Source organism: Vibrio sp. SCSIO 43097 (assembly GCF_023650755.1).
Lineage (GTDB): Bacteria > Pseudomonadota > Gammaproteobacteria > Enterobacterales > Vibrionaceae > Vibrio > Vibrio alginolyticus.
The window spans coordinates 339,296-351,949 of sequence record NZ_CP071841.1 but is presented as its reverse complement, the minus strand read 5'-3'; the positions used below and the strand labels follow the sequence as shown (position 1 = coordinate 351,949).

11 protein-coding genes and 2 tRNA genes are annotated in these 12,654 nt (G+C 41.4%); 7 read left to right on the top strand and 6 right to left on the bottom strand.

The window, feature by feature from the left end; translation table 11 throughout:
* Positions 1 to 52: 52 nt before the first annotated feature.
* From J4N40_RS17965 to nirB, 3 genes are all read right to left on the bottom strand, one after another.
* A complete protein-coding gene (locus tag J4N40_RS17965; RefSeq protein ID WP_025767739.1) occupies positions 53 to 904 on the bottom strand; it encodes a formate/nitrite transporter family protein in 852 nt (283 codons plus the stop codon).
* 194 nt (positions 905 to 1,098) lie between these two features.
* Entirely contained in the window at positions 1,099 to 1,422 is a 324-nt protein-coding gene (gene nirD / locus J4N40_RS17960) for a nitrite reductase small subunit NirD (RefSeq protein ID WP_025767738.1), read from the bottom strand.
* Between the two features lie 13 nt (positions 1,423 to 1,435).
* Entirely contained in the window at positions 1,436 to 4,000 is a 2,565-nt protein-coding gene (nirB, locus tag J4N40_RS17955; protein ID WP_115386659.1) for a nitrite reductase large subunit NirB, read from the bottom strand.
* Between the two features lie 526 nt (positions 4,001 to 4,526).
* On the opposite strand from nirB, the gene rnk reads away from it, so the two are divergent.
* From rnk to J4N40_RS17930, 5 genes are all read left to right on the top strand, one after another.
* On the top strand, positions 4,527 to 4,934 hold the full coding sequence (rnk, locus tag J4N40_RS17950) for a nucleoside diphosphate kinase regulator (protein WP_005390213.1): 408 nt from the start codon (positions 4,527 to 4,529) through the stop codon (positions 4,932 to 4,934).
* A gap of 238 nt (positions 4,935 to 5,172) precedes the next feature.
* Positions 5,173 to 6,132, top strand: coding sequence for a GGDEF domain-containing protein (locus J4N40_RS17945; RefSeq protein WP_025767735.1), 960 nt, complete (start codon positions 5,173 to 5,175; stop codon positions 6,130 to 6,132).
* A gap of 227 nt (positions 6,133 to 6,359) precedes the next feature.
* Positions 6,360 to 7,346: an ABC transporter substrate-binding protein gene (locus tag J4N40_RS17940; protein WP_005376042.1), complete on the top strand. Its 987-nt coding sequence runs from the start codon at positions 6,360 to 6,362 to the stop codon at positions 7,344 to 7,346.
* Between the two features lie 133 nt (positions 7,347 to 7,479).
* A complete protein-coding gene (locus J4N40_RS17935; protein ID WP_226977227.1) occupies positions 7,480 to 8,685 on the top strand; it encodes a GGDEF domain-containing protein in 1,206 nt (401 codons plus the stop codon).
* A 235-nt stretch (positions 8,686 to 8,920) separates the two neighbouring features.
* Positions 8,921 to 9,913, top strand: coding sequence for an LLM class flavin-dependent oxidoreductase (locus J4N40_RS17930; protein ID WP_005376038.1), 993 nt, complete (start codon positions 8,921 to 8,923; stop codon positions 9,911 to 9,913).
* A 5-nt stretch (positions 9,914 to 9,918) separates the two neighbouring features.
* On the opposite strand, the gene J4N40_RS17925 is transcribed toward J4N40_RS17930, so the two are convergent.
* Positions 9,919 to 9,992 (bottom strand) — tRNA-Cys (locus J4N40_RS17925).
* Between the two features lie 36 nt (positions 9,993 to 10,028).
* Positions 10,029 to 10,115, bottom strand: a tRNA-Leu gene (locus tag J4N40_RS17920).
* A gap of 301 nt (positions 10,116 to 10,416) precedes the next feature.
* Between J4N40_RS17920 and J4N40_RS17915 the strand changes: the two genes are divergently transcribed.
* On the top strand, positions 10,417 to 11,346 hold the full coding sequence (locus tag J4N40_RS17915) for a CHAD domain-containing protein (RefSeq protein WP_025767733.1): 930 nt from the start codon (positions 10,417 to 10,419) through the stop codon (positions 11,344 to 11,346).
* Positions 11,347 to 11,415: 69 nt separating this feature from the next.
* Complete coding sequence (locus tag J4N40_RS17910; protein ID WP_005375991.1) at positions 11,416 to 12,204, top strand: lipase family protein; 789 nt, start codon at positions 11,416 to 11,418, stop codon at positions 12,202 to 12,204.
* A gap of 74 nt (positions 12,205 to 12,278) precedes the next feature.
* On the opposite strand, the gene J4N40_RS17905 is transcribed toward J4N40_RS17910, so the two are convergent.
* Positions 12,279 to 12,533, bottom strand: a complete 255-nt coding sequence (locus tag J4N40_RS17905) for a hypothetical protein (RefSeq protein WP_005375990.1) — start codon at positions 12,531 to 12,533, stop codon at positions 12,279 to 12,281.
* Positions 12,534 to 12,654: the final 121 nt, after the last annotated feature.

Genomic DNA, 12,654 nt, shown 5'->3' with positions numbered 1-12,654 from the left:
TAAATGAGTTGAACAGCCCTACCTACCATAGGTAGGGCCAGATAAAAGCGGTTTATTTTGCGATTGCAGGCTCTGCTTTTACTTCTTCTTCAACTACGTTGATAGAAGGCGCTGTTTTCGCGTGAGTTAGGTACAGTGGAATACAAGTCATTACGAGACCACCAACAATATTACCTAGAATGGTTGGAATAAGGTTGAAGTTCAACCAAGTCGCGATACCAAAATCCGCACCTAGTATCATACCTAGTGGGAATAGGAACATGTTTACTACAGTGTGTTCAAATACTAGCGCAAAGAAGATGAAGATTGGGAACCACATCATTGCTACGCGACCAGACACCGAACGTGCCGTCATGTTGCCGATAACGCCTAGACACACCATTAGGTTACAGAAGATGCCGCGTACGAAACATGTGATCCATCCGTCCATACCCATGTTTTCAAAACCAAGGCTACGCGCGGTAGAAACAGCGACAAATTTCTTCGCTACTGCGTTCAGTTCTAGAGAGAAGTTACCTGTTAGAGAGATAGCCACTAGGTAAGCAACGATCAGAGAACCGATAAGGTTACCCAAGCCCACAAGACCCCAACAACGGAAGATACGACCCCAAGTGATGCCCGGACGGTTCGCAAACTTAGCCAGAGGCGCTAGACCAAAAACACCGGTTACTAGGTCATAACCCATCACACTTAGAATTACGAAACCAACGGGGAAAACAAGTGCTCCTACAAGGCCGATACCCGTTTGTACAATCGCGGTAATAGCAACCACCACCGCAAGCGAAAGAATAACGCCAGCCATCGTACCGCGAAGCAGAAGATCTCGCGTGCTTGTATTGGTTTTCGCTTCACCAACATTGATCATGGTTTGCACGAATTCTGCAGGCTTAAAATCAGTAGACATGAATGTGTCCTTATCCAAAATTGAAAGTTAAAAAGTTAAAGATTGAATAGAGAAAGGCTTCCCGTTGACACCTGAACGCTGTCTACAACACCTCGCTTCCCTGTTCCCCTGAGTTGATGCTTGGAAAGCCTTTGTCTATTAAATCTAGGTTTCAGTTCATTCCCTCCCCTAAGAGGAGGGAATGAAAACCAAGCTTACGCAGAGATTTCTACTTCGCCGCTTGTTACGCGGGTTTTGTACGCTTTCACGCTAAAACGCTCGTCTTCCATGCACGCACCTGTTGTCAGGTTAAAGCGTTGCTTCTTAAGTGGGCTAGCCACCCAAAGCTCGCCTTGGTGCTCACAGATCAAACCGCGAGAAAGCACGTTTGATTGGAAGAACGGGTCTGTGTTGCTGATCGCCAGCACTTCTTCTGCTTTTGTTGGGCGGAATACCGCAACTTGCTGACCATCAACCAAAGCACAAACACCCGTGCCCGGTACGATATCGCTGATTTGGCAAATCTTTTCAAATGACATAATCAACCTTCCCTTATGCTTCAGTGATCGCTACGTGTAGGATGTCGCCTTTCGCTTCAGGGTGCTTTTCCGTGAAGGTTGCTGGGCGGTGCTGTTCGCGCTCTTGTACAAACACGACGTTTTCATCGCGCTTGTCAGAGTTGATGAAGTGCGCGAAACGAGTCAGTTGTGATTCGTCGTTGATGGTCGCAGTCCACTCACACTCATACTCGTCTACAAGCTTCGCTACGTCTGCTTCTAGTTGAGCGTTGATGCCAAGTTTGTCTTCAACAATCACTTCGCGTAGGTAGTCAACGCCACCTTCCATGTTTTCCATCCAAACTGATGTGCGTTGTAGTGGCGCAGCAGTACGGATGTAGAACATCATGAAGCGGTCGATGTACTTAATCAGCGTTTCTTTATCTAGGTCACTTGCAAGTAGGTCTGCGTGACGAGGCTTCATACCACCGTTACCACATACGTACATGTTCCAACCTGCATCAGTCGCGATAATGCCAAGGTCTTTACCTTGTGCTTCCGCACACTCACGAGTACAGCCAGAAACACCGAACTTCATCTTATGAGGTGTACGAATGCCTTTGTAACGGTTCTCGATGTAAGAACCTAGACCAACAGAGTCTTGAACACCGTAACGACACCAAGTAGAGCCCACACAGGTCTTCGCCATACGAAGTGCTTTTGCGTACGCTTGACCTGTTTCGAAACCAGCGTCGATAAGCTTGCGCCAGATCTCTGGAAGATCGTCTTTTTGAGCACCAAACAGACCAATACGTTGAGCACCGGTTACTTTGGTGTATAGGTTGTATTCTGCTGCAACGTTCGCTAGTGCACTCAGTGCTTGAGGTGTTACTTCACCACCCGCCATACGTGGGATAACAGAGTAAGTACCGTCTTTTTGGATGTTACCTAGGAAGTTATCGTTCGTGTCGTGCAGCTTAACCAGTTGTGGCTTAAGGATGTGCTCACCCCAGCAAGAAGCCAAGATAGAACCAGCCAGTGGTTTACAAACTTCACAGCCGTAACCTTTACCGTATTTCTCTAGAAGCTCATCAAACGTTTTGATCTCTTCAATACGGATTAGGTGGAACAGCTCTTGGCGTGAGTATGCAAAGTGCTCACACACGTCGTTCTTCACTTCGATACCAGATTTAGCAAGCTCAGCATTTAGAACAGACGTCACTAGAGGAATACAACCACCACAGCCTGTACCCGCGCCCGTCACGGCTTTGATGTCGCCCAATGTGTGGTGACCATCAGCAACCGCTTGTGTGATCTTGCCTTTGGTTACGTCGAAACAAGAGCAGATCACTGCACTTTCTGGTAGAGCATCTGCACCTAGTGCTGGTTTCTCAGCGCCTGCGTGTGCAGGAAGGATCAACGCATCTGGGTGTTCTGGTAGGTCGATTTCGTTCAACATAAGTTGAAGCAGGTCGCCGTAGTCAGACGTATCGCCAACCATAACCGCGCCAAGCAGTTTCTTGTTGTCTTTAGAAACGATAAGACGTTTGTAGACTTCTTGTTCTTCGTTCTGGTAAACGTAACTCTTACAACCTTCAGTACGACCGTTCGCGTCACCGATTGAACCTACTTTTACACCTAGAAGTTTCAGCTTCGCAGACATGTCAGCGCCTTCGAATTTGCTTTCTGTGTTACCTAGTAGGTGATCAACGGCAACTGTCGCCATCTTGTAGCCAGGAGCAACAAGGCCGTAGAACATTTCGTTCCAAGACGCACACTCACCAATCGCGTAGATGTTCTCATCAGAAGTCTGACAATGATCGTTGATAGCAACACCGCCACGAGGTGCCACTTCTAGCTCCATTTGGCGTGCTAGTTTGTCTTGTGGACGAATACCTGCAGAGAATACGATGAAGTCTGTTTCTAGTTCTGAACCGTCAGCAAAACGCATAACGTTGCGTGCGTTTGTGCCTTCTGGCGCAATCTCAAGCGTATTTTTGCTGGTGTGAACGTTCACGCCCATACGCTCGATCTTTTGACGAAGCTGGTTACCACCAGCCAGGTCAAGTTGCTCAGCCATTAGTTTTGGCGCGAACTCAACAACGTGCGTTTCTACACCTAGTGCTTTCAGTGCGCCTGCTGCTTCAAGGCCTAGCAGACCACCACCGACAACAACGCCTGATTTGCTCTTCTTCGCACACGCTTCGATCGCTTTAAGATCTTCGATAGTACGGTAAACAAAACAGTCTTTGCTTTCGTGACCTTTGATAGGTGGAACAAATGGGAATGAGCCAGTAGCAAGAATCAGCTTGTCGTATTGAACTTCACGGCCAGTGCTTGAGTAAACAATGCGGTTTTCACGGTTGATGTTAATCGCGCGTTCGCCGATCAGCATGTTAATACCGTGTTTCTCGTAGAAGCCTTCTTTTACTAAAGAAAGTTCATCTGCAGTATGGTGAGAAAAGTAAGAGGAAAGGTGCACACGGTCGTATGCGACACGAGGTTCTTCACAGAAAACCGTAATGTCTATATTAGACATATCAGCTTTCTCGACTAAGTCTTCAATATAACGGTGCCCTACCATACCGTTACCGATGACTACTAGCTTCAACTTGCTCATTATAATTCCTAAGGGTTAGGTTCTTATCACTGAGCTCATTGTTAATTGTGAAAGAAAATTAATACATGATGTAAATCAATTACAATTTCAAACTACCCTAAAGGGGTAGATGAACGTATTTATCTGACTATTGCGAAATAAAAAGTAATTTATTAACGGATATTGGTAGTTTTAACAAACTGAGATAACCGAAGCCATGCTAGCAACGGACTATACCGTTTTGCTTTATGAAGTAAGACTGACCATCGAAACCGAGCACACCTACGATAAATCCTGTTTTGCTTCTAAACGACGCACTCACTTGACTTCACCGTTTCAAGGTGATCAGAGAACAATATCTGAAGTGATTGAAAGTTTTAGAAAAATCAAGCTTCACAATAAAAATTTTTTACTAGCTAAGTCGCATTATAAAGACTAAAATCAGGTTTAGTTCATATGGAATAGCGTCCATATGATTGATACCGTAATTGACATATAGAGTGCCGTCCCATTTTTGTGAGGCGGCCTTTTATTTGGGAGTCATAAAATGTCAGAAAACAATTCTATCTACATCTCAAGCTTAGATATGAACCGAATCACGGCCTTGTTGGATAAAATGCCAAACATCGCAGCGGAGCTTGTGGAATTAGAAGCAGAGCTCGACCGAGCAACAGTTCTTGAGCCAGAACAAATGCCAGATAACGTGGTCACGATGAACTCGACTGTAGAGTTTAAATTTTCAGGTGAAGATAGAACCATGACAAAGACACTGGTTTACCCTTCTGAACTGAAAAGCAGTGATGATATCTCTATTTTTGCACCCGTAGGCAGCGCACTGATCGGTTTGTCTGTCGGCCAAAAACTTGACTGGCCAATGCCAAATAATCAAGTGAAGACAATTGAAATTGTCGATATCACATACCAACCTGAGCGTTGTGGTGCACTAAACCGCTAACCCTCAGTAGTCCCGGTGCAAAGGCCTCCATTTAAGACTTTGCACCAGGAGAGCCCCTCGCTTACCCCCTATTTCCTTCTTTGTTTTCCAAGCATTTACTTTACTGCTCTTAAGTAACATCACCGATTCTTTATTATTTACCGCATATTCAATATTTATATCTCCAAGCTCAATCATAGAAATTGCAAAGTATTTTTCGTATATTGTCGCTCCGAAAACGACGTAAATTATGCGCAAAATGGAAGAATATCTAACTCGAATTGCCTGCTTAGAAAAAGAAAATGAAGAGCTGAAGCGGAAGAATGCGCGACTACAAGAAAAGTTGAATGCTGCACTCGACAGTAATGGACTGTGTTTGTGGGAGCAGCATATTCCTTCAGGTACTTTGACGATATTCAATATGCAGTGGGGAAAAATGCTAGGTTATCAGCCCCATGAGTTAACCGCGACGGTTGAAACGTGGAAAAACAATCTCCACCCTGAAGATTATGATCTTGCAGTGGGTGCATTTGAAGATCACCTAGCAGGCAAGACCGACCTTTATGAGGTAGTACATCGCATGATTCATAAAGACGGCAGTGATAGCTGGGTCTACGATCGAGGGCGCATCGTCGAGTATGGTTCTGATGGCGAACCACTACGGATGATGGGTACTCATATCGATATTACAAAAGAAAAGCGTTATGAGCAGCAACTGGCCAAGTTGGCTTCGAGTGATCCATTGACTGGATTGTTAAATAGAAAAGCAATTGAGGAAAACTTTAATCATCAACCTCAAACCGAACCGTCTCAGCAGTCTGCTTTAGTGTTTGTTGATATAGATAATTTTAAAGCAGTTAACGACCAGCTAGGCCATCATACTGGCGACACCCTCCTCATCAATATCGCCAATAGCTTAACAGAGCTTGCGTCAAGCAAGTCTCAAGTTGGACGCATAGGAGGCGATGAATTTGTTATCTTAAACTGGCATTCAAGTCGAGAGGAAATATCCCAACTTTGCAATCAACTCTTAGATTCAATCATTCCAGCGATAAATCAAGACTTACATAAAGTAACGATAGGAATGAGTATCGGTGTTTGTCTCTTTAACAAAGGAAAGCAACCGTTTAATGAAGTGTATCAAAAAGCCGATCACGCAATGTATGAGATAAAGAAAAATGGCAAAAATGGAGTACAATTTTTCAACTTAAAAAGTTGATATCTCTCCATAAATCATCATGTTATGAAATCAGTTATTTGCTACAACTTGAACTAACTCAAGATAAATTCTTTATATCTAAGCCAGTTACCGAAATTACCCCTAGGTACTCATAAATTTGGCACGATACAAATAAATCCTCTCCTCTCCTAGCATCAACCCAATAAGCAACTACACTCATTTAACTGATAGATTAATTACTACTATTATGAAGGGAGTTGTTTTTGATGGATACAAAACAGATTTCTACAGTTATCATAATTTTAGTTCTTTCTGCATTAGTAGTTGCTTATTTAAAATTAACAACGGTATCAAATGCTATCCACAAACCTACAACAATCGGTATATCTAAGACGCCTCTGTCAGCCCCTTTTATCATTGCAGAGCACATAGGTGCGTTTGAAGAAAACGATTTAAACGTCGAACTTATCATGTGCTTTGGAGGGGTCGAATGTTCAAACCTACTTCTAGAAAACCATGTTAATTACGCCACTTTTTCTGAAAGCGTACTGATGTTTAAAAGCTTTGAATACAAAGATTTAGCATTAATCACTTCTTTTGCATCTTCTACGAATGATATTAAGCTGCTAACTAAAAAGCGGTCTGGCATAGAAAGTATAGATAAATTACCAGGAAAAAAGGTTGGTGTAATAAAAAAGAGCGCTAGCGAATATTACTTAGACTTGTTGCTACAGGTAAATGACATTGATTTAGAAAAAGTAGAAAAAATATCATCAACAACGCAGGTTATTATAAATCATTTAATGCAAGGAAACGTCGATGCAATATCTACTTGGGAGCCATACGGATTTATGGCCAAGAATAGAATAAATGAAGAAGTAAAGAACATAGGAATTATTGGCGTGTATAAACTTTACTTTTTGCTTGTATCAAAAGAAATACACATTGAAAAATCAGATCAAGAAGTAATGAAAATAATAAAGTCACTTCATCACTCAATTAACTGGATGGATAAAAACCCTCATTTAACAATGAAAATACTATCACAAAAACTTAACACAACAGTTGAAGAAATATCTTGGAGTTGGGATGATTATAACTTTCGATTAAATTTAACGAATTCTTTATTATTTACATTACAATCAGAAGCTAATTGGGCATTAAAACAAAACTATGTAGAAGGACAGATTCCAAATTACAGAAAAATATTTAAAGAAAACTATATCAATTCATATTTTGATGGTCTAGATTAAAATGCATCGTTCGTTAAACCACTATTTAGCATCACTATTCAGTCTAAGCGTAATACTATGTATCAGCGTTATAGTATACATAAGCTTCATAAAAATAGAAGATTATAAAGCCAAGAAACAATTAAACCAAATAATGGACATACAAATATCATTAGAGTCATTAAGTAGTTATCTTTGGGCTTACACTCAAAATAGGGGAAAAAACAATTTCACACAATTCATGATTTCTCATAACAAATTAAACGAATTATTATCTCAAAATGAAGATGTTTTATACCTTACTAAAGACCTAAAAAAAATGAATCTCGAACTGTATTTTTTAGTTCAATACGAAAATAATCATTTACTAGACAAAGATCGCCATTATGATTCAGTCGTAAATTATAATAAATCAAATCCTGTCATACAATCCAGAATAAACATTGTATCCCAGGATATGAATAATGAAATAATATATATTTATAAAAAAATACTTAATAATAAGTCTACAAAACTACAAAATTTAAATTATTACACTCAAGCAGGTATTATTTTTATCTCTCTGGTTGTTATGCTATTATGCTTTTATATAAAAATAAAGTTCAAGAGAAGCTTTCAAAGGTTTATAAATGGAATAAAACAATTAAGCAGGTCAAATTTTGACTATAAAATCCCTTCAGAAAATCAATTCACGGAATTTGAAAATCTGTCTTGTTACTTCAATAAAATGGCGGCATTGTTAAACCACACAACAATATCAAAATCAAAACTTAAAGAAGAAGTAGAGAATCAAACTTCAGTTCTAAATCGTCAAAAAGAAAGTTTGGTATTTTTGTCTGAGCACGACTCCTTAACTAATATCTACAATCGTCGAGCAATAGAAAAACATTTGATCCAGCTTACGCGTAATTTCAGAGGCAGTGAGAATAGTTTTAGTTTGTTTTTTATAGATTTAAATTTATTTAAGGATATTAACGATAGCCATGGCCATGAGGCAGGTGATGCAGTGTTAAAATCTGTAGCTAGTAGATTATCAAGTATTATCGACGAATCAGACATGGTAGGCCGCTTTGGTGGAGATGAATTTATTATTATTCATCGTTCACACACAACAGGTACGTCTCTGTCTGCATGTGCACTACGCTATATCCAAGAAATAGAAAAAGTAATTCATTTTAAAGGTAAAGAGTTATGCGTCGGAGCTAGCATTGGTATTGCACTCTATCCTGAGCATGGGTCGAATGTACATGAATTATTAACAGCGGCAGACAAGTCTATGTATCAGTCAAAACGTTCTAAAGCTAGCTCGTTCACTATTGTCGACAACAGCAGTTCGCTGTTAAAGAGGCCTATGTTTTAATCTAAAGTAGCTGTGGAAACGTTCTACATGCGAATATTCAACGACATCGACCACTGTGGCCACTTACAGTAATAAAGCCGCTTTTATCACATAGCAAAAGCTAAACTCGTAAGCTAAACGCTCTCCAGGCATTGAAGAAAAATAATCCATTGTGAATGGTTAATCCTCCCCTTTTAAACGTCAACTTTCACCACCATATGATAGTTAAGATTCATTAACAGGCTATAACTATCCTATGTCTTTTCCTCGTTTATCTGTTCTGGATTTGGCACCCGTGTCCGACGGAACAAACTTCACCGAAACGTTCGAACGCTCCGTTGAATTAGCTCAATCAATCGAGTCCTGGGGCTATCATCGGTTTTGGATGGCTGAACACCATAACATGCCCGACATCGCCAGTGCCGCAACCAGTGTATTACTCAGTCATATTGGAGCGCACACGAACTCGATCCGTTTAGGATCAGGTGGAATCATGTTACCTAACCATGCACCACTAGTTATTGCAGAGCAATTCGGAACGTTAGAGGCATTATACCCTGGTCGTATTGACCTCGGATTAGGACGCGCACCAGGCACCGACTACCAAACAATGCATGCATTAAGGCGGGAACCAGAGCATATGGATCCTGACTTTGAAGAGCTGTTGGAGGAACTTAATTTCTTTCTTGGTCCCGTATCTCGAAATCAACCAGTCGCGGCTTATCCAGGTAACAACACATCTCTGCCGATTTGGCTTCTGGGGTCGAGTACATACAGCGCACGTTTAGCAGCTAAGAGAGGCTTACCTTTCGCATTTGCTGCACACTTTGCTCCAGATGCAATGTCTCGTGCTCTAAACTTTTATCGAGATGAGTTTGTCCCATCCGAGCATTTAGCTCAACCCTATGTGATGATTTGTGCCAACGTTATCGTAGCGGATACTCAGTCACATGCAGATTTTCTCGCGACAACAGAGAAGCAAAAATTCTTAAAAATGATTCGCGGCAATCGCGAAAAACTTCGCGCACCAGTGAAAAGTATGGCACCACTATGGTCAGCACAGGAAAAGCTTCACGTTGAAACTCAATTACGTGAATCTATCCATGGTGATCAAACATATGTAAGACAGAAAATTGAGAAACTTTTGGAACGCACTGGGGCAGATGAAATTATGGTAAACACGATGGTGTTTGAACAATCTGAGAAGTTGAGATCCTACAGGTTACTATCGGAACTCATGGACAAGTAAAAGAATGGAGGCGCCTCCCGGAGTCGAACCGAGGTCCACGGATTTGCAATCCGCTGCATAGCCACTCTGCCAAGGCGCCTTTCTGATTTTGTATCTCTGTCACCAAAGATTTTGATGGTGCCCCGGGCCGGACTTGAACCGGCACAGCGCGAACGCCGAGGGATTTTAAATCCCTTGTGTCTACCAATTCCACCACCAGGGCAACGCAATCATGCGATGGGTTAGACACCATCTATCTCGCGACCTTTGCCGTGAGAACGAGGCGTACTTTAACGGATTAATTTATCTGGTCAACAAAAAATTAGTCTTTTTTATTCAAATGGTTAAAAAGACGACTCTAACGAACAAGGGGCGATCATTTTGCTTATTTGATCATCAATACGCTTTGCTTTCGTGCCTTTTAACCTTCTCATTTTATATCAATGAAGAGCCAACAAATCGCGCAAGTTAACAGTATGGGTATAAACTTAACGTGTATTTCAGAGAACAAAATAGCGCTCATCATGTTTCGAAAACCATCATTTCACTTACCCTTACATGCCGACTCCGAACTCGACTTCGTAGTGCCCCACTTCTTCCTTACTGAATTTGATTATGCACGCTCTCTGGAGCAGGGAGTCATCGACGACTTGGATCCTGAATATACACACCAATATCGCGTCACACTGAGGCGCATACGCTCACTATGCTCACTACTTCGCGAACTGATCCCTCCTTTTGAACAGCGTATTTTGAAACCTCATTTAAGAATAATGATGAAGAAAACAAACAAGCTGCGTGATTTGGACGTATTTATCTTGGACAAAAACCAATACATTGAAATGCTCCCAAATCACAAATCGTCTCTTGAGCAACTTTTTTGCTTTATAGAATCTGAACGTGCTTACGAACAAGCAAAAGTTACGCGTTGGCTAGCTACACAAGAATACACAACGCACTGCACTTTGATCAGGAATAGTATGTTGCGAAGTACGCAACACGAACCAGTGGATAGCAACGTACCTGCGTTACTTTTCGCAAGCCAAAAAATCTCCGTTCAATTTAAAAAAGTTGATAAAGCACGACGCAAAATCTCGGACAAAAGTCGTGACAGCGTGATTCATTCGATGCGGATAAAGTGCAAAGCGCTTCGTTATTTGTTAGAAGGATTTTCCACGCTCTATCCTTCCCAACAGCACAAAAACAACGTGAAACAACTAAAACTATTGCAAGACAAGCTCGGTGACTTTAACGACACTTCAAGTCAAATTGAATTTTTCGCACAACTCAAAGAAACAGCAAATCTCAATAAACAAGATCGTAAGGCTTTGAAAAAGCTAATTAACGTACTTAGCGAACATCATGAACTCTCTCGCCAAACCATCTTGACGCATTTAAGCCAGTTTGAGTCTTTCATTCGCGATTCCAATACACAAAATCTCTACCGACCCTAAATCAAGGTTCACGTATTCTTAATATTCATTAATTACAGTCAATCGTTGGGCTCCACTAAGAAAGATAACGTGAAACCATTAAAACGATACCAATACGAGCGCTATGCGGTGCTTTGTAATCTCGCCTACCCTCGCGTCTTCAGACAAACTCAATATGGATTCGATCCTAATGGGCAACGAGTCATTAGAAATGAACACGGTAAGATTATGATTCGCGTGCTCTGGAGTAAAAAACAGAGTGAAGTGGTCGTAGTGATTAAAGGCTCACACAGTATCAGTGATTGGTTGTTGAACTTCGCGATGTGGACGAGAAGTTGTCGAAGGTTGGGACTAAACTATCGCATTCACGCGGGTTTCTATCATCTGTTGTTCCAAGAAAGTTTACCGAGCCGGAATGAAGATCGGTTAGGGTTGACCGTGATCGAACGCCTCGAAGGTATCGTTGTACCACTTATTCTCAGGGGAAAAAGAATCACTATTACTGGCCACTCTTCAGGTGGCGCGATTGGCAGTGTTTTTGCTGACTATATTGAGAAAAAATACCCCAAAAGCATTAAACGCGTGGTCACTTTCGGACAGCCCGCTGTCGGAGATTGGACGTTTAAGAAACGCTACCGTTTGGGGCACAAAACATACAGGATTTGTTGCGACATCGACATCGTGACCTTTATGCCGCCCGTACCTTTTTTGTATTGGCATGTAGGCAAAATGCTATGGTTATATAACGGGAGAATATACGAGAACACCCCAACGCTCATACGGCTTGGGCGCTCCTTATTTAGTTGGTTAATGCGACCGTTCTCTTATCACTTTATGAGTAAATACATTCGCGACAAAGACTTTTTTGATGAACGCTGAGTTAAACATCCGAAAGGTATGACGTACAGACACCAAAAAGCCGGACTTCGCCGGCTTTACGATTAAGTGGTGATCTACAGAGAGGCGATTTCTTTTTCAAGTTGATATTTGTTATCTGTGACAATTCGCTCTAACACTTCAACACGTCGCTTCAAGTCACCAATTTGCTTGTTAAGGTTATCTTGTTCTTCTCGGCTCATCGTATTACGTTCAGATATCTCCAACGCTCTTACTTCTTTACGATGGTTCAAGATTAACTTTATTATCCCGCCCCCAAATATGGCACCGAACACAATAGCCACAACCAATACATCAGCAATAGATTCCATTCTTTATCTTCCTCTAGATTATGCTCAACTATAAGTTACTCATTTGTCGAATGAATATCAAATAACACATTGATTCATTGAAGAGTTTTATCAAGAATTGCCTACTCTGTATCAAAATCAC